Genomic DNA, 17792 nt, shown 5'->3' on the forward strand with positions numbered 1-17792 from the left:
CCGGTCTTCAACGCGTCGAGGTGTCATCCACGTCTCCACGGGTGGCGAGTGCCTGCTCGAACAGGTGGCTGGACAGGTCGGGGACCGCGCCGTAGTTGCCGTTGAGGTAGCGGCGTTGGCGGTTCTCACCCTCCTTGCGGGGTTTGAAGTCGGTAAGCGGGTAGAGCGAGGATGTTCCCTGGTCATCCTTCTCCACGAACCAGATCTCATCGCGGCGCAGGATCTCCTCGGCGTCGATGGTGCCGAGCAGCGCCGCGTCGTGGCTGGTGAAGATGAGCTGGCTGCCCAGGGGGTTGGCTTGCGGGCTGCGGAACAGGCTGATGAGCTTGGCGGTCAGGATCGGATGCAGGCTGGCATCGATCTCATCGATCAACATGGTGGCGCCGGTGCGGAGCATCGCGGCGGCGTGCAGCCCCAGGGTGAGCAACTGTCGGGTACCGCTGGACTGGTCGTGAAAATCGAGCAGCGCGGTGCCGTTGGGGCCTTGGTGCGCGAACTGGATCCGGGGATAGCGCGTCAAGGCAGCCGCAGCCGCGGACTTCAGCCGTTGCATGAAGGTGCCCGGCGAGGCTTGTGCTTCAACGCTTGAGTCGGGTCGGACCACGATGTCAACGATGCCCACGTCAGCGGCCTGCAACAGATCGACGACGAGTTGGCGTACCTTCTCGGCGTCCGAACTACCGGCACGCACCAGGGCGGAGAGCCCGGAGGCAGGATCGGTCCGCTGGCTCATCAAGTAAAACCATCGGTAGGTGTCGTGCAGCGGCTGCGGGTTTGCCGGATCCGGCTCCGGGCGGCTGTGGCCGAAACGGGCGACGGTGCTGAGGAAGAGCGCGGTCGGGGCGGTGATCTCGGCGATCTGCTCCAAGGGACGCCGACCCGACTCCTCCCCCCACGAGAATTCGCTTCCATCTCGTTCGAAGATGCGCCGCCTGCGACTCAGCGGATAGTGGTAGAGCCATTCGTCGAGCACCCGATCGTCATCGATCGTGAAGCCGTAGGTGTGCCGGACCCCGCCGAGCATGAGGTCCACGACGTAACGCGACGGCTGCGTAGCGGTGTCGGGATCCAGCCGGAACGGCTCCCGGGACAGTCCCACCCCGGGCTCGACCGCCCGATCTGACTCCACGACCATCTGTCGCATGAACCCCAGGGCACCCAGGCAGTTGGACTTGCCGGATGCATTGGCTCCGAAGATGCCAACGACCTGGACCGCCTGCGGAGCTAGCTCGTCCGCCTCGACACCGTCGCCGTAGACGGGCATGAGATTGAGCTGATGCTCGTCGCGAAACGAACGATGATTGGCGAAGCGGAAACTCAGCAACATCGGCGGTGTGCCCCTACGTAGTAGGCCGTTACAAGCCCATCCTTGCGAGTAAACCACGAGAACGGCACCCAATCCCTCGAACGAGCTGCTCTGTTTCCGTGTCGAAACTGACTGGATCACCCGCAGGACCGCCTCGGGGCGCGCGGTGGGGGTTACCGCGTGCCGGGGGCAGGCGGCCGTCAATGGGAGCGGTCGGGAACCCAGTCGGTGAAGCGCTTGTGCAGGTCCGGTAGGTGGGTGCCGAGGTTCAGGCGGGCGAGCTGTTCAATGGCTTCCTCGCGGAGTGTCACCAGGTAGACCATGAGCCCCGGGGTGTTGCCTCGATACTCGGCGAGCAGGCGCAGCTTCGCCGCAGAGCAGGGCCAGGCAATCCCGCAGGCCCGGCAGCGCCACGGCCTGGCGAACTGCGGCGACGCCTCGCGGGTCAGCAGGTACACGCCGGGTGTGACCCGGGGCGTCCCATCCCAGGTGAGCGCGATCGAGACCGGCACCAAGCCGCCGACGCTGCCCTACCTGGCTGCCGTCGACAAGGCGCTTGACACGGGCGGCTACTTCGCAACCGTCTGGGACGAGTTGGTCAAGGGCGAGGCTGCGCCGGTCTGGCTGCGCGAGTTGATCCAGATCGAGCGGGAGGCGACGGCGTTGCGCTGGTACGAGCACTCCTTCGTGCCGGGCCTGCTCCAGACCGAGGCGTATGCCCGCGCGGTCTTCCAGGCGGCCGGGACGCCGGTTGCCGAGCTGGACCAGCGGGTCGCGGCGCGCTTGGAGCGGCAGGTGGTTCTCACCCGCGACCCGGCCCCGCAACTGTTCGTGGTGCTGGACGAAATGGTCCTTCGCCGGGCGTGCGGCGGCCCCGACGTTATGGCAGAGCAGGTGGACCACCTGTTGAGCTGCGCCGAGCAGCCGCATATCCGGTTGCAGGTCGTGCCGCTGTCCGCTGGCATCTACCCAGGGCTGGCCGGCGCGTTCATCCTGGCAGAACTGCCGGATGGGATGCGGGCCGGCTATGTGGACAATCAGTTGGCGGCGCAGATCGCAGGCGAGCCGGATTCGTTGGCTAGCTTGGGATTGGCGTGGGACGCGGTCCGAGGGGAAGCCCTTCCTCTGGGGCAGACCCTCGACGTGCTCAAGGAGGCGGCGAAGACATGGACCACCTGACCGGCGCGCGGTGGCGTACCTCGTCCCGCTCGTCCACAAACGGCGGTGCGTGCGTCGAGGTCGCCGACAACTTGCCCGGCGTGGTCGGCGTACGGGACTCGAAGGACCCGACCGGCCCGGTGCTGACCTTCCCCCCGAGCGCCTGGCAGGCGTTCCTCACCCAACTCGCCGACCGTCCCTGACCCGGGCGAAGCCGTCGGCACGACAGTCATCGCCGGGCACACCTGGCTCGGCCGGCTACGGCGATCGCGAGATGCGGCATGTTGGCGTTTCCGGGGCGCGTGATACCGCGACATGCCGCAAGCCGGGTGCGGTGGCGTCGCCGTCGACCTGACAGGGCGCGGTGGTCCGTTCCTGCTGGGTGTCGCGAGATGCGGCACGTTGGCGTTTCCGGGGCGCGCAATACCGCGACATACCGCAAGTCGTCCCCGGCCCTGTCGACGTCGGGACGACGGGCGTGGTCTGTCGGTGCGGCGTGCTGCGGCGTGGCCTGGCGCGGTGGTGTGCGGCGTGGCGGGGGGCTACGGGTCGGTGAGCAGGAGCCAGTCGGTGTCGAGGGGGTCGACGTGCGTACCGGCGGGCCAGGTGTGGGTCGCCGATGCGATCGCGCGGGCTTGGTCGAAGAGGGGGCGTCGGGCGGGGGTGGCGCCCTCGAAGGTGACCGGGCCGTGGAAACGGGCGCGGCCGAAGCTCGTCGCTCCGGCGAAGCGGGCGTCGGCGAACGAGGCTTCGGCCCCGAACTCGGTCCAGCGGAACAATGCGAGGTCGGCGAAGTGGGCACGTCGGAAGCCGACGTCGCCACCGAACGCGGTGTGCTCCATGGACAGTCCACCATGGAACGTCGCGTCCCGGAAGCTGGTGCTGCCGCCGAAGGTGGTGTGGTCGAAGGTGACAGTCCGGCGGAAGGTGGTGCCCCGCCAGGATGTCTCGCCGAGGGCGGCCCGCTGGCAGGACAGCCGACCGCCGAGCTCGGCCCCGTCGGCGCTGAGTCCGCCGGTCACCCGGGCGCCGTCCAGGACGATCGTCGCGTCGCCCCCGGCCCCGTCGAGCACGAGGGTGTCGAAGCTCGCCCCGAGCGCCAGCCGCCCGGTAAACGTCGCGCCGGTGAACCGGGTGGTGCCGGTGCAGGTGGCGTCGGTGAGGTCGGCGTCGTCGAGGGTGCAGCCGGTGCCGTCGAAGCCGTCCAGTCGTGCACCGGTCAGGTCCAGTCGCATGCCGGGCCAGTAGGCGTCACCGTCCGCACGCAGGTGCCGGGTCAACACCCGCTGCGCGCTGCGGCGTACCTCCGTCTCTCGCGCGTCGTCGTCCGGCGACGGCATCCGCAGGTACGCGCACAGCACCCCCACGATCGTCGTACGCTGCGCCGCGTTGTCCTGACCGAGTCGTTCCAGGGCGTGCAGGCCACCGAGGCGTACCGCCGCGCTGTCGTTGCCGAGCAGTTCGACGGCCCGGGTGTACAGCTCGGTCAGCCGGCGCTCGGCGGCGTCGTGCGCGGCGGCCTCGGCCTGATGTTCCTGGTGTCGCTGCCCGGCCTCGGCGACCGCCTCGACGTGCGCCTGCACCCGGTCGCGGTGCGCCTGGTCGGCGGCGGCGACAACCTCCTGGTGCCGCTGCGCCCGTTCGCTGATCCACTGTCGTCGGGCGGCGAGCAGCAGCGCCAGCCCGCCACCCGTGCCGGCGACCACGGTCAACCCGGTGCGGATGGCGTCGATGCGCAGCGTCGCCCGAGTGTCCGGCGCGGTGGCGCGGTCGGCCTCGCCGAGCAGCCAGGACAGTACCCACCAGCCGAGCAGGGCGGCCAGCAGCAGCCCGACGAGCACCAGCCACCACGGCATGACCCGCAGTCGTTCGTCGGAGGGTGAGGTGCCGCGCACGGCCCACAGCATGCCATCGATCCCTACGCGGCGTAGGGGGTGCGGGATGTGGGGGCTTCCCGTCTCCGGGAAGGGCCGTGATGCCGCAACTCGTGCCGCCGGTCGAGTGCTGGCCGGGGCGCTGTGGGGCCGGTGGGGTTGCGGAGCAGCGGGTGGCCCGGTAGTTCATCATGATGCAGATCAGCCGATGGTCCGGGTGCCGACCCGGCGGCCGGTCGTGAGAGTCGAGGATGGCATGGAGTTCCTGACCAGTCCCGAGCTGTGGATCGCGTTCGCGACCCTGCTCCTGCTGGAGATCGTGCTGGGCATCGACAACGTCGTGTTCATCTCGATCCTGTCCGGTCGGTTGCCCGAGCACCAGCAGGCCCGGGCCCGGACGATCGGCATCTCGCTCGCCCTGATCACTCGCCTGCTGTTGCTGGCGTCGTTGTCCTGGATCATCGGCCTGACCGCGCCGCTGTTCACCGTGCTCGGGCAGGAGATATCCGGGCGCGATCTGATTTTGCTGCTCGGCGGGATATTCCTGGTGGGCAAGGCGACGTATGAGATCCACGAGCATCTGGAAGGTTCCGACCATGCCCGCGAGGGCGGCAAGGTGGTCTCGTTCGGTGCGGTCATCGCGCAGATCCTGGTGCTGGACGTGGTCTTCTCGCTCGACTCGGTGATCACCGCGGTCGGCATGGTCGACGAACTCGCCATCATGGTCGCCGCCGTGGTCATCGCGATGATCATCATGCTGGTCTCGGCCGGCGCGGTCAGCAGGTTCGTCAACCAGCACCCGACGGTCAAGATGCTGGCCCTGTCGTTCCTGCTGATCATCGGTGCGAGCCTGATCGCGGAGAGCTTCGACCAGCACATCCCGAAGGGCTACGTGTACGGCCCGATCGCCTTCTCGATCTTCGTGGAGTTCCTCAACCTGCGGGTCCGGGCGCGGCAGCGTCGCCAGCAGGAGCGGCAGCCGGTGCAGCTGCACCCGACGTACGTGAAGCAGGGGCCGACCCGTACCGAGCCGGAGTCGGAGCCGGAGACGACGCCGGCCGGCTGACCCACGCCGACCTGAACGCCGCACGCACCCACCCGGTGCGTGCGGCGTTCGTCGTACCTGGACGGCCCGCCGGCTGCCGTCGCGGGATGTCGGTTACCGCAATCGCTACCCGCGCGTAACTTTTCATTGACGTTTCTGGATTGTGACCCGCATCATCAGTGCACGGTCGATCGGACATCCCACCGCCTCCACCCGGTAACCCCGGGATCCCCTTGGGAGGTGCAGCGATGCTGCTCCGAAAGGCTGTCCCCGTCCTGGCACTCACCGTCGCCGCCGTCCTCACGGCTCCCGCCGCCGCCAATGCTGCGCCCGACACGGCAGCACCCACCCGCGTCGCCACCACCGCTACCACCGGCACCACCGGCCCTGCTGGTACCGCCATCACCGCCACGTTCGGCGCAACTGGGCCTGCTGGCACCGCCATTGCCAGCATCCCTACCACCAGTGGTGCGACCGCAGTGGCAGGCGTGCCCCCTGCGCCCGGCACCGCCGCCGCGGCCGCCCGCGAGGCTGGGTTCACCCGCGGGGCTCCGTCTGCCCGGGGGGTCGGGTCTGCTCGCGAGGCCGCGTCTGCCCACGTCACGCCCACTGGCGACGCCGCAGCCGACGGCCTGCGGGCGCTGGCCGGTGCCAATCCGGTAATCGTGGTCGGTGGGCTCAGCGGCATCGCCGCCGTCTATGAGCCGCTCGCTGCCCGGCTACGCGCCGACGGCTACCGGGTGTGGATCTACCAGCTGCCCAACCTCGGGCTCGGCGACATCACCGCGTCCGCCGCCGGGCTGCGCGGGTACGTGGGGCAGGTCCGCGCCGCCGCCGGAGGTGCCAAGGTCGACCTGGTCGCACACTCCGAAGGTGGCCTGGTCAGCCGCTACTACATCAAGAGTCTCGGTGGCGGCGATTCCGTCGAACGCTACGTCAGCCTGGGCACCCCGCAGTACGGCACGTACGTGGCCAACATCGTGTCGTTCCTCGGTCTGGGCAGCTGTGCCGGCGTGATCGCCTGCCAGCAGATGACCATCGGGTCGTCGTTCCTCACCGCCCTCAACGCGGGCGACGACACCCCGGCCCCGGTGCGCTGGACCACCGTGCGCACCTGGCAGGACGAACTGGTCCGACCGGTCGACAACGCGATGCTGGCCGACGGGGCGACAAACGTACTGATCCAGTCCCGGTGCCCGTTGCGCGTGGTCGGCCACCTCGGCCTGGTGCTCGACGGCACCACCTACACCGTCGTCCGGCAGGTCCTCCGCGACGCGGCGATCAAACCCAACTGCCTGGCCCTGTGACCCACCGCGGCCCGGCGACCCCACCTCTTCGCCGGGCCGCGTCCCACTGACCCACATCGCCCTGCGGCGGGCCAGCAGGCAGCAACATCACCGAAGTTGTCGGGTCCTAGTAGGTCTCAGGCAGCACTTTCCCCGAAGTTGTGGGCTCGCGGCGCGGAGTGGGCTCGCGGCGCGGTGCGGGGTGGGTGGGTGTGTCAGGCGGTGGCGGCGGAGAGCCTCTCGTACTCGGCGTCGGTCAGCTTCACCTGGGCGGCGGCCACGTTCTCCTCCAGGTGGGCCACCGACGACGTACCGGGAATCGGCAGCATGACCGGCGACCGGCGCAACAGCCAGGCGAGGGCCAGTTGCGCGGGCGTCGCGTCGTGCTCGGCGGCGACGGCGTCCAGCGGGCCGCCCGGCCGGGCCAGGTCGCCGGTCGCGATCGGGAACCACGGGATGAACGCGAGGTCGTGACGTTCGCAGTGGTCGAGCACGTCCTCCGCGTCGCGGTTGGCCAGGTTGTACAGGTTCTGCACCGACACGATCGGCACGATGCGGCGGGCCGCCTCGATCTGGTAGACGGTCACCTCGGAGAGCCCGATGTGCCGGATCTTGCCCTCTTCCCGCAGCAGCGCCAGCTCACCCAACTGGTCGGCCAGCGGCACCGCCGGATCGATGCGGTGCAGCTGATAGAGGCCGATGGCATCCAGCCCGAGATGACGCAGGCTCAGCTCGCACTGCTGACGCAGGTACTCCGGTCGGCCCACCGGCCGCCAGTCACCCGGGCCGCTGCGGGTCAGCCCGGCCTTCGTCGCGATGAGCAGGTCGTCGGGGTACGGGTGCAGCGCCTCGCGGATCAGCAGCTCGGAGACGAACGGACCGTACGAGTCGGCGGTGTCGATGAACGTCACCCCCAGCTCGTAGGCGCGGCGCAGTACCCGGACCGCCTCGGCCGGGTCCTTCGGGTCACCCCAGACGCCGGGACCGGTGATCTGCATCGCGCCGTAACCGAGTCGGTCGACCTGTAGATCGCCGCCGATGCGGTAGGTGCCGGACTCCTTCGCAGGTCGGGTACCGGCTTCGAGCGCCACGGGGACCACCTTTCGGATTGTTGCCTTCGGAGCCCCAAGCTACCTGGTCGGCTTTGGGACAGCGGCCGGTCACCGCAGCTGCTACCCCTGGGCGGGACGGTGCCTGCGACGGGAGGGCTGGCATGTGGCAGCGGTTCAGGTCCGACCCGGTGGGACGGCTGCGGAAGCGGCTCGACGGCTTCGGCACCACCATGGAACCCCGGTGGGTGCTGGAACCCGCAGCCCTCCAGGAGGCCCGACCGGTGTACGAGCTGCTCGACGGGGTGGCCGGCCGCGATTCACTCGCCGAGCACGAGGCCGAGGCCCTGTTCCTGCTGGCCTGCCTGCACTGGTACCGGTACCAGATCCTGCCGGCCGGGCAGAACGCCGCCGACCTCGTGCAGGCGGTCGGGTTGACCGAGATGCTGCTGCACCTGGCACCGCAGCGGGTACCACCGTCGCTGCTGGCCCTGCTCCACACCCACGCGCCCGGTTCCGCCCAGACCGCTGGCCGGATCCCCGCAGCCCGGGCCGCGCCCGGCCGATCCGGCGGCGACGCGCCGGCCGAGCTGTTCCGCCAGGCGGTCGCGCTGATGGGCGGGGCCGAACGTTCCGGGGACTACCGGGTGGCCGACCAGGCGCAGGCCCTGCTGGAACGGGCCCTGGCCGGCGCACCGTCCGGCGCATCCGAGCGTCTGCACTACCTTTCCGCCCTCGGCCGGGTGCACCGGGATCAGTACCTGTACCTGGGCCGGCATCGGTCGCTTCCGGCGGCGATCGACGCGCACCGGGAGAGCCTGGAGTCGACGCCGGCCGGTGACCCGGAGCGCCCCATTCGGCTGTTCAACCTCGGCAACGTCCTCGGCGACCGGTTCGAGCAGGCGGGTGACGCCGCGGCCCTGGACGAGTCGATCCGACTGCTCGGTGACGCGGCCCGGGCCGCCCCCGCCGACTCGCCGGTGTGGCTGATGGCTCGCGTCAACCTCGGCGAACGGCTGCGCGAACGCTGGCAGCGCCGCGGCGAGCCGGCCGACCTCGAACGGGCCGTCGACGCGCTGGCGCAGGCGGTGTCCGTCCGGGCCGATCCGCTGGTGCTCTTCGCGTACGCGACGCTGGCCAGTAGACGGTTCGTCGTCACCGGCACCGACGACGACCTGGACACGGCGATCGAGGCCAACCGTGCCGCGCTGGCGGCGGGGCTCGGCGAGGATCGGGACAGCCTGGCGCGGGCCACCCTGGCAGGGCTGGTCGGTGAGCGTCACCAGCGACGGCCGGCACCGGCCAACCTGGACGCGGCGATCGAGGCGTACCGGGCGGCGGCGGCCGGACCTCGGCTCGACGGGCAGGACGTGGGCGGGCTGTGGCAGGCCGAGGGCAAGCTGCGGGAGGCGCGCTACGCACTGCACCGCCGGGCCGAGGATCTCCACGAGGCGGTGCGACTGTTGCGCACGGCGGCAGCCGACACGACCGACCCGGTGGAGCGGGCCCGACGCCTCGGCGACCTCGGGTACACGCTGGGTCGCTGGTACGCCGACCTGGCCGGGGTGCCGACGTTGCGGGAGGCCCGCGACGCGCTCGCCGAGGGGGAGCGGCTGCTGCCGGCGGACCATCCGGATCGGCCCGACCTGCTGAACAACCTGGGCAACATGCTGCGTGACCTGGCCAACCTGGCGGGGGAACCCGACCTGCTGGAACCGGCTGTGGCGAGGTTGCGCGAGGCGGTCGCCGGCACGACGAATCCGGCGAAACTGCCGCTCCGCCTGTCGAATCTGGGTCTGGTCCTTCAGGAACTCTTCGGCCGCACCCAGGACCTGGGCATCCTCACCGAGGCGACCGCGGTGCTGCGGCGGGCGGTGGCCGCTGCCCCACCCGGGCGCCCGGACCGAATGCTGGGCCTGCTCAATCTGGGATCGGCATTGAACCGGCGCACCGAACTGGTCGTCAACGCGGCGCTGCCGGCCGACGGCGGCACCGCACCGGAGCAGGCCCGGGCGGTCGCGCTTACCGACGCCGAGCAGGCGGTCACGCTGCTGCGGGAGGCGGCGGAGCTGGCGCAGCGGGAGGCCGAGCCCGTCGACCGCGTACGGATCGTCGGCACGCTCGCGCTCAGCCACCTGCTGCGGCACCAACTCACCGAGGATCCCGCCGCGCTCGACGAGGCGGTCACCCTGCTGCGGCAGATCGCGCAGGCCGCACCCGCCTCGGCTGCCGACCGGTACCGGTTGCAGACCAACCTCGGAAACGCGCTGCTGATCAGATTCCGGGCCGCTCGGGCCGGCCACGACGCCCACGAGATGCTGACGGCGTACCGGGCGGCGGTCGCGGCACTGCCCGTCGACCACCCCGAGCAGACGATGTGCCTGAGCAACCTGGCCGCCGCCGTCGAGGAGATCGCCCACGCCGCCCGGGACACGACGTCCGCACCTGAGGCCGCCGCCGCGGACCCGGCCCTCGGTGGCCCGGCCAGCACGGCACGCCCCGGGGACTCGACAGCCTCCGCGTCGGTCGGCTCGGCCGACCCGCCGCCGGTCGAGCTGGCCGAGGCGATCGCCCTGCTGCGCGAGGCCGCCGCGATCGAGGCGGCGCCGTCGTTGCTGCGGGCCGGTGCCGCGCGTACGTACGCCAGGCTCGCCGCCGACGCCGGTGACCTGCCGGCGGCGCTTGCGGGTCACACCACGGCGATCGAGCTGCTCGACCTGGTGGCCTGGCACGGTATGGACCTCGACGACCAGGGCCGGCTGCTCGGGCAGTTCCGGGGCCTGGCCGGCGACGCCGCGGCGGTGGCGATCGCGCTCGACCGGCCGGAACGTGCTGTGGAGCTGCTGGAGTACGGCCGAGGGGTGCTGCTCACCCGGGCCCACGACGCCGGTGCCGACCTGGCGGCGTTACGCGCGCGGGCGCCCCGCCTGGCCGAGCGGCTGGCCGCCACGCAGGCCGCCCTCGATCGCCTGGATCCGATGCCCGGTCCGACCGGGCCGTCGCCGGCCAGCGGGCTGGCCGCCCCGGTCCTTTCGCGGGTCGTCGACGACACGATGATGGGCTCGGAGCGCCGGCACGAGTTGGCCGGCCAGCGGCGTGAGGTGCTGGCGGAGATCCGGCAGTTGCCCGGCTTCGAACGCTTCCTGCGGCCACCCCCCTTCGCCGATCTGGCCCGGGCCGGCGAGGACGGTCCGGTGGTGCTTGTCAACGTGGCCGCCCGGCGCTGCGACGCGCTTGTGGTCAGCGGGGGACAGGTGACGAGGGTGCCGCTGCCCGAGCTGACCCTCGACGAACTGCACCTGCGGGCCGCGTACTTCCTGATCGGGCTCGCCGAGGTCACCGCCTCCGATAATGACCCGGGACCGGAGGCGCAGCGCCGCAGGGCCGCGTTCCGACGTCGGATCCCGGAGACCCTGGACTGGTTGTGGCGGGTGGTCGCTGCCCCCGTGCTGGACGCGCTGGGCCCGGCCGCCGCGCCGCCAGCCGCCGATGCCGCGCCGGCCCGTCTGTGGTGGTGTCCCACAGGTGTGCTCACCCTGCTGCCGCTGCACGCCGCCGCGCCGCTGGACGGGGGGACCGGGGTCCTCGACCGGGTCGTCTCGTCGTACACGGCCTCGCTGCGGTCACTCGTCCGGGCCCGGCAGGCGCCGGCGGCCAGGTCCGCGCCGGTCACCTCGGCCCTGTTCGTCGGGATGCCGCGTACGCCGGGGCTGACGGACCTGCCCGGCGCGGCGGGGGAGCAGGCCGTGGTACGCCGGTACCTGACCGACGTGACGTCGTTGACCGGACCGGCGGCCACCCCCTCGGCGGTGCTCGGCGCCCTGCCGGGAACGCCAGTGGTCCACCTGTGCTGTCACGGCACCCAGGATCTCGCCGCGCCCGCCCGGGGCCGGCTCGCGTTGGCGGGTGGCCCGCTGCACGTACGGGATCTGTGGCGGCCGGCGGGCACCACGGCCGCGCTCGCGATCCTGTCCGCCTGCGACACGGTACGCGGCGGCGCCGCCCTGCCGGACGAGGCGCTGACCCTGGGCACCGCGTTCCAGCTTGCGGGTTTCCGGCACGTCATCGGCGCGCTCTGGGCCATCTCCGACGCGTTGACCGTGCAGCTGTGCGAGGACATGTACGCGGCGCTGGCGGTGCCCGGTGGGCTCGACCCGGAGCGGGCCGCGTCCGCCCTGCACCACGCCGTCCGGCAGGTGCGTGCCGCCCTGCCCGACCTGCCGGAACTCTGGGCGGGCTACGCCCATATCGGCCCCTGACCGGGAGCGTCTCACCGCTGCGGATCACCGGGCCGACCGGTATTGAAGCAGGCCGACGACTCCCGGCCCCGACCTGGTCCGCTCAGGGTTGGCCGGGCGCGTACCAGGTGACCCCCACGGCGGCGATCAGCAGGGCCGTGCAGACCAGCACCAGCAGCACCCCGAGGCGTAGTGCCCGGGCCGCGGCGAGGGCCTCCCGGTGCTCGCCGAGCGGAGCTGGGGGCAGCTCGGCGACCGGCGTCACCGACAGTGGCCCGTGCGCGGCCCGCAGCAGCGCCAGCGCCCCGGCGACCCCGGCCATGATCGCGGCCAGCAGCAGTACGCCGACCAGCGCGCCCCAGCCCGGCGCGAGGGTGCTGACGTCGGAGCGACCCCGGATCAGGCTGAAGCCGACAAGCGCCACGAGCAGGCCACCCAGCCCGTTGCGCCAGGCCAGCGCAGCGGCCCGGACCCGGTCCAGTTCGCCGCGCAGCAACGCGGCCAGCTCCTGCGCCCGGCGCAGGTCGGTCAGCGTCGCCGCAGGGCCCGGCCGCAGTCGGATCACGACTCGACCTCCAGCGTCACCGTCCAGTACGCGCCGCAGCCGGCCAGCCCGTCCGGGCGGTCCGGATGCTCGGCGGCGCAGCTGCAGAGCAGGGTCCGGTAACCAAGTTCGACCGATGCCTGCGACGCAACCCGCCGGAACACCTCGCCGACGATCGGGCAGGAGATCGGGTGCTGGCAGCGGGGGCAGTCGCCGCTGAGCAGCACCGCCGGACCGTACCGGCGTACCGAGAACGTCTCCGCGACCCGGGTGGCGTACCCCTCGTCGGTGACCTCCACGTACGGCAGCGGCTCCGCCGCCGACTCACGATCCCGCACCGATGCACCCTCCCCACCGCCGCCCGTACGACATCGACCACACGGTAGCGACCGCCCGCCCGTCGGTCACCCGGCGCGCGGGCGGTCGGCGTCGCGACGGGGCGGGGTCGGGCGACCGGGCACCGGGGAGCAGGAGCGCCGGGGGAGGATCGGCGGAGCACCCGTGCGGCCGGACCGTCCGTGGGAGGCTGGACGGTACCGCCGCGTGCACCGCCCGGCGTCGGCGGGCCCGTGCGAAAGGGAAGCTATGTCAGGGGAGCCGCAGGTCGACTTCGCACTCGACACGTACGAGTGCATCGTGCTGTATCCCGGCGCCGCCGGGCGGGCGTTGCCGACCGAGACCGTCCAGCGGTTGCAGGCCGAGCACGCCCGGCACATGCAGGCGATGCAGGAGCGGGGGATCATCCTCGTCGCCGGCGCGGTGGACGGCCAGGCCCGGGAGCCGGACCCGCCGCTCGGGTTCGGTCTGGCGCGGACCGGCTCGGTCGACGATGTCCGCAGCGTGATGGAAGCTGACCCGGCGGTGCAGGCCGGCCTCTACCGGGTGGACGTGATGACCTTCCTCTGCCCGGCCGGCTCGTTGGAGTTTCCGCTGGTCAAGACGGAGAGCTGAGCCGACTCGACCGCGTTCACGTCATGTCGCCGGAAGGTCGCGGGCAGTTGTCAACCCGGAGCGCCCCGACGTGCCCTGGCGCCAGGGGCGTACCATTCCGGCGCGCGGTCGCCGTTGCCCGCCATCGACGTCCGGAGCGGCTCACGCTCGCCGGCTGCGCGCGTGAGCCGCGCGCCGTTGGACAACTGTTCCACATTGCGCAAGGGGTCGGCCGGTGGTCCGACCCGGAGGAGAGACTAGCCTGATGGGCGTGACACGCCGCGCGAAGATCGTCTGCACTCTTGGCCCCGCCACCTCGTCGCCCGAGCGCATCCGCGGGCTCGTCGAAGCCGGCATGAACGTGGCGAGGCTCAACTTCAGTCACGGCAGCCACGCCGACCACGAGGCGGTCTACCGGCTCGTGCGGGAGGCCGCCGAGGCCGCGGGTCAGCCGGTGGCGATTCTGGCCGACCTCCAGGGGCCCAAGATCCGGCTGGGTCGGTTCGCCGACGGGCCGCACGAGTGGCGCACCGGCGACTCGGTGGTGATCACCGGCGACGACGTCGTGGGCAGCAAGGAGCGGGTCTCCTGCACCTACCGCAGGCTTCCCCAGGAGGTCAAGCCCGGTGACCGGCTGCTGATCGACGACGGCCGGGTCGCCGTCGAGGTCACCGACGTCACCGGCAACGACATCCGGGTACTGGTTACCGAGGGTGGGCCGGTCAGCAACAACAAGGGTGTCTCGCTGCCCAACGTGGCGGTCAGCGTGCCCGCCCTGTCGGAGAAGGACGCCGCCGATCTGCGCTTCGCGCTCGGCCTCGGTGTCGACCTGGTCGCCCTGTCGTTCGTCCGTTCCGCCGACGACATCAAGCTGTGCCACGCGATCATGAGTGAGGTCGGCGTGCACCGCCCGGTGCTGGCCAAGGTCGAGAAGCCGGAGGCGGTCGACCACCTCGAAGCGATCGTGCTGGCCTTCGACGGGGTCATGGTGGCCCGCGGTGACCTCGGCGTGGAACTGCCGCTCGACGAGGTGCCGCTGGTGCAGAAGCGCGCGGTGCAGTTGTGCCGGGAGAACGCCAAGCCGGTCATCGTGGCCACCCAGATGCTCGACTCCATGATCGAGAATTCCCGGCCGACCCGCGCCGAGGCCTCCGACGTCGCCAACGCGGTGCTCGACGGTGCCGACGCCGTGATGCTCTCCGGTGAGACCAGCGTCGGCAAGTACCCGGTGCTCACCGTCAGCACCATGTCCAAGATCGTCAGCACCACCGAGGCCGGATCCATCCTGGTGCCCCGCCTCCAGCACGACCCGCGTACGCACGGCGGGGCGCTCACCGTGGCCGCCTCCTCGATCGCCCGGGCCATCGGCGCCAAGGCGCTTGTCGCGTTCTCGCAGACCGGTGACACCGTGCGTCGGCTCAGCCGGCTGCACTGCGACCTGCCGCTGCTGGCCTTCACCCCGGTGCCCGAGGTGCGCGCGCAACTCGCCCTCTCCTGGGGGGTGGAGACCTTCCTGATGCCGTTCGTGCAGCACACCGACGACATGTTCCGCCAGGTCGACCAGGCGCTGCTCGGGCTGAACCGGGGCAACCCCGGCGACTACGTGGTGATCGTGGCGGGCAGCCCGCCCGGCAGCCCCGGCTCCACCAACACCCTGCGGGTGCACCAGCTCGGCTCGCTCGTCGACGCCGCCACGGCACGGGCGTTGCAGTGACCGACGGCTCCCTCGTCGGCCAGGCCGCCGTCGACCAACTGCTGGAGGTCCTGGACCTCGCGCCGACCGGCGCGATGTCGTTCCGGGGGATGAGCCCGCCGGTCGGCCCGCAACGGGTGTACGGCGGCCAGGTCGCCGGCCAGGCCCTGGTCGCCGCCGGCCGCACCGTCGACGCGGAGCGGGTGGTCCACTCCCTGCACGGCTACTTCGTGCGCGCCGGTGACCCGGTCGAGCCGATCGAGTACGAGGTGGAGAACATCCGCGACGGCCGCTCGTTCTCGGTGCGCCGCTCGGTCGCGCTCCAGCACGGCAAGCCCATCTTCTTCATGTCCGCCTCGTTCCAGCGGCCGGAGGAGGGGCTGGACCACCACGCCCCGTTGCCGCCGGACGTGCCCGGGCCGGAGTCGGTCCCGACCATGACCGACCGGCTCTCCCGCTACCCGGAGCGGCTGGGCATCTGGGGGCAGATTCCCCGCCCGATCGACGTGCGCTACGTCGGTGAACCCGGTTGGGTTCGTCCGGGCGACCGGCCGGCCGACCCGCACCAGCGGGTGTGGATGCGAATCGACGGCAAGCTGCCCGACGATCCGCTGCTGCACGCCTGCGCCCTGACGTACGCCTCCGACCTGACCCTGCTCGACTCGGTGCTCTCGGTGCACGGCGAGGTGTGGGGGCCGGGTGGCGTGGTGGGGGCGAGCCTGGATCACGCCCTGTGGTTCCACCGGCCGTTCCGGGCCGACGAATGGTTCCTCTACGACTGCTGGAGCCCGTCGGCCTCCGGGGCGCGCGGGCTGGCCACCGGCCGCATGTTCACGGTGGCCGGCAGCCAGATCGCCAGCGCCGTGCAGGAGGGCCTGCTGCGCCGCGTCGGCGGCTGAGGCACCGTTCCCGGTGTTCTCGGCCAGCTACTGTCGGCGACCACGGTACGACGGTGCCGGACCTCGGTCGGCCGGTGGTGGGCCGCCGGGCGATACCCGGATACCCGACGGTTAACCTGTCCGACATGCGTCTCTCAGCCCGGGTGGACTACGCCCTTCGAGCGGTCGCCGAACTGGCCTCGGTGGCCGGGGCTGGACGTGGTCGCCCGGTCACCGCCGATCAGATCGCGCGGGCCCAGCAGATCCCACCGAAGTTCCTGGAGAGCATCCTGCTGCAACTGCGCCGTGCGGGCGTGGTGCAGGCTCAGCGCGGGCCCGAGGGTGGCTACTGGCTGGCCCGGCCGGCTGAGGAGATCTGCCTCGCCGACGTGATCCGGGTGATCGACGGGCCGCTGGCCCACATCCGGGGCCAACGCCCCGAACACCTCGGATACCAGGGTGCGGCGCGGGCGTTGCAGGAGGTCTGGATCGCGTTGCGGGCCAGCGAACGGCAGATCCTCGAACTGGTCACCGTCGCCGACGTGGCGCGGGGCACCCTGCCCGAGCCGGTCACCAAGCTGGTCGCCGACCCCGGCGCCTGGACCTGACCGAACGCACCACCGCCCCACGGCTGCCACGCGCCACCGCCCCACGGCGGCGACGCGCCACGCCCCACGGCCGCCGCGCGTCGGCGTCGCGACGTGTCGTCTCACTGACTGATCGCAGGGTTGACCGGAGGCCGGCCATGCCGCATTGTCGACCAAGCCGATAGGAGATGTCGATTAGCCGGGAGGCGTCGTGCGCAAGCTGCTCGTCATCGCGTTGGTGGGGCTCGCCGCGCAACTCGTCGATGGTTCGCTCGGCATGGCGTACGGGCTGACCTCCTCGACGCTGCTGCTGCTGGCCGGCGTCGCACCGGCAGCCGCGTCCGCCTCGGTGCACCTGGCCGAGATCGGCACCACGCTCGCCGCAGGCACGGCGCACTGGCGGTTCGGCAACGTCGACTGGCGGGTGGTGCGCCGCATCGCGGTGCCCGGCGCGCTCGGTGCCTTCGCCGGTGCCACCTTCCTCAGCGCGCTCTCCACCGAGTCGGCCGCACCCTGGATGGCCGCGATCCTGTTCACGCTCGGCGCGTACCTGCTCATCCGGTTCTCCCGACCGCTGCGCCGAAACCCGGCCGCCGGCCGGCTACGCGGGCGTTTCCTCGGCCCGCTCGGCCTCGTCGCCGGCTTCGTGGACGCCACCGGCGGCGGCGGATGGGGCCCGGTGGCCACCCCGGCCCTGCTGGTCAGCGGCCGGATGGAGCCCCGCAAGGTGATCGGCTCGGTGGACACCTCCGAGTTCGTCGTGGCCTCCGCCGCCAGCCTCGGCTTCCTGATCGGTCTGGGCACCGAGGGTTTCCTGCTGCCGATCGTGCTCGCGCTGCTCGCCGGTGGCCTGATCGCCGCACCGATCGCGGCCTGGCTGGTGCGCATCGTGCCGGCCCAACTGCTCGGCGCGGCCGTCGGTGGCGTGATCGTGCTGACCAACGCCCGCGTCCTGATGCGCGCCGGCGACCTGGGTGGATCCCTGCCGGTGGTCGTCTACCTGCTGTTGGCCGCAGGATGGATCACGGCCCTGACGCTGGCGGTCCGGGTGCTGCTGCGCACCCGCCGCGAACGTGCCCTCGCCGCAACCTTCTCCACCGACCCGCAGCCCCCCACCCCCGAGCCGGTCGGCGCGGGCGCGACCACCCGCCCTGATCCCCGTTGACCATGAGGTTGTTGTCCCGACACGCCAGGCGGAGGGACA

16 protein-coding genes are annotated in these 17792 nt (G+C 71.8%); 10 read left to right on the top strand and 6 right to left on the bottom strand.

What is annotated here, in order from left to right; all coding sequences use genetic code 11:
- Positions 1-7 precede the first annotated feature (7 nt).
- Both ACFY2A_RS14010 and ACFY2A_RS14015 read right to left on the bottom strand, forming a co-directional pair.
- Positions 8-1510 (bottom strand): ATP/GTP-binding protein, encoded by a 1503-nt coding sequence (locus ACFY2A_RS14010; RefSeq protein ID WP_387171569.1) that lies wholly within the window; start codon positions 1508-1510, stop codon positions 8-10.
- The gene (locus ACFY2A_RS14015; RefSeq protein ID WP_387171571.1) at positions 1507-1818 is read right to left on the bottom strand and encodes a flavin reductase; all 312 of its coding nucleotides are present in this window, start codon (positions 1816-1818) and stop codon (positions 1507-1509) included. The genes ACFY2A_RS14010 and ACFY2A_RS14015 overlap by 4 nt, the downstream gene beginning before the upstream one ends.
- Here ACFY2A_RS14015 and ACFY2A_RS14020 point away from each other — a divergent pair.
- Both ACFY2A_RS14020 and ACFY2A_RS14025 read left to right on the top strand, forming a co-directional pair.
- Positions 1796-2485 carry a DUF5753 domain-containing protein gene (locus tag ACFY2A_RS14020; RefSeq protein WP_387171573.1) on the top strand — a complete coding sequence of 230 codons (690 nt, stop codon included), beginning with the start codon at positions 1796-1798 and terminating at the stop codon, positions 2483-2485. The two genes, ACFY2A_RS14015 and ACFY2A_RS14020, sit on opposite strands and share 23 nt — an antisense overlap.
- Positions 2473-2667: a DUF397 domain-containing protein gene (locus tag ACFY2A_RS14025; RefSeq protein WP_387171575.1), complete on the top strand. Its 195-nt coding sequence runs from the start codon at positions 2473-2475 to the stop codon at positions 2665-2667. Before ACFY2A_RS14020 ends, ACFY2A_RS14025 begins: the two co-directional genes overlap by 13 nt.
- Positions 2668-3006: 339 nt before the next feature.
- On the opposite strand, the gene ACFY2A_RS14030 is transcribed toward ACFY2A_RS14025, so the two are convergent.
- Positions 3007-4371, bottom strand: coding sequence for a pentapeptide repeat-containing protein (locus ACFY2A_RS14030; RefSeq protein WP_387171579.1), 1365 nt, complete (start codon positions 4369-4371; stop codon positions 3007-3009).
- A gap of 223 nt (positions 4372-4594) precedes the next feature.
- Between ACFY2A_RS14030 and ACFY2A_RS14035 the strand changes: the two genes are divergently transcribed.
- Both ACFY2A_RS14035 and ACFY2A_RS14040 read left to right on the top strand, forming a co-directional pair.
- Positions 4595-5404 (top strand): TerC family protein, encoded by an 810-nt coding sequence (locus ACFY2A_RS14035; RefSeq protein ID WP_363924386.1) that lies wholly within the window; start codon positions 4595-4597, stop codon positions 5402-5404.
- 431 nt (positions 5405-5835) lie between these two features.
- Positions 5836-6690: a lipase family alpha/beta hydrolase gene (locus ACFY2A_RS14040; protein WP_387171762.1), complete on the top strand. Its 855-nt coding sequence runs from the start codon at positions 5836-5838 to the stop codon at positions 6688-6690.
- Positions 6691-6884: 194 nt separating this feature from the next.
- Here the strand turns inward: ACFY2A_RS14040 and ACFY2A_RS14045 are convergent, their stop codons facing one another.
- Positions 6885-7760, bottom strand: a complete 876-nt coding sequence (locus ACFY2A_RS14045) for an aldo/keto reductase (RefSeq protein ID WP_387171581.1) — start codon at positions 7758-7760, stop codon at positions 6885-6887.
- A 122-nt stretch (positions 7761-7882) separates the two neighbouring features.
- On the opposite strand from ACFY2A_RS14045, the gene ACFY2A_RS14050 reads away from it, so the two are divergent.
- On the top strand, positions 7883-11977 hold the full coding sequence (locus ACFY2A_RS14050; RefSeq protein ID WP_387171583.1) for a CHAT domain-containing protein: 4095 nt from the start codon (positions 7883-7885) through the stop codon (positions 11975-11977).
- Positions 11978-12059: 82 nt separating this feature from the next.
- Here the strand turns inward: ACFY2A_RS14050 and ACFY2A_RS14055 are convergent, their stop codons facing one another.
- A complete protein-coding gene (locus ACFY2A_RS14055; RefSeq protein WP_363924987.1) occupies positions 12060-12521 on the bottom strand; it encodes a hypothetical protein in 462 nt (153 codons plus the stop codon).
- Positions 12518-12838 (bottom strand): hypothetical protein, encoded by a 321-nt coding sequence (locus ACFY2A_RS14060; RefSeq protein WP_387171585.1) that lies wholly within the window; start codon positions 12836-12838, stop codon positions 12518-12520. Before ACFY2A_RS14060 ends, ACFY2A_RS14055 begins: the two co-directional genes overlap by 4 nt.
- A gap of 247 nt (positions 12839-13085) precedes the next feature.
- On the opposite strand from ACFY2A_RS14060, the gene ACFY2A_RS14065 reads away from it, so the two are divergent.
- From ACFY2A_RS14065 to ACFY2A_RS14085, 5 genes are all read left to right on the top strand, one after another.
- Entirely contained in the window at positions 13086-13451 is a 366-nt protein-coding gene (locus ACFY2A_RS14065; RefSeq protein ID WP_387171587.1) for a YciI family protein, read from the top strand.
- Positions 13452-13695: 244 nt separating this feature from the next.
- Positions 13696-15144, top strand: a complete 1449-nt coding sequence (pyk, locus tag ACFY2A_RS14070) for a pyruvate kinase (RefSeq protein ID WP_363924984.1) — start codon at positions 13696-13698, stop codon at positions 15142-15144.
- Complete coding sequence (locus ACFY2A_RS14075) at positions 15141-16022, top strand: acyl-CoA thioesterase (protein WP_387171589.1); 882 nt, start codon at positions 15141-15143, stop codon at positions 16020-16022. Before pyk ends, ACFY2A_RS14075 begins: the two co-directional genes overlap by 4 nt.
- A 125-nt stretch (positions 16023-16147) precedes the next feature.
- Positions 16148-16609, top strand: a complete 462-nt coding sequence (locus ACFY2A_RS14080) for an Rrf2 family transcriptional regulator (protein ID WP_363924982.1) — start codon at positions 16148-16150, stop codon at positions 16607-16609.
- Between the two features lie 190 nt (positions 16610-16799).
- Positions 16800-17753 carry a sulfite exporter TauE/SafE family protein gene (locus ACFY2A_RS14085; RefSeq protein WP_387171591.1) on the top strand — a complete coding sequence of 318 codons (954 nt, stop codon included), beginning with the start codon at positions 16800-16802 and terminating at the stop codon, positions 17751-17753.
- The last annotated feature ends 39 nt before the right edge of the window (positions 17754-17792 follow it).

The organism is Micromonospora sp. NPDC000442 (assembly GCF_042898635.1).
Lineage (GTDB): Bacteria > Actinomycetota > Actinomycetes > Mycobacteriales > Micromonosporaceae > Micromonospora.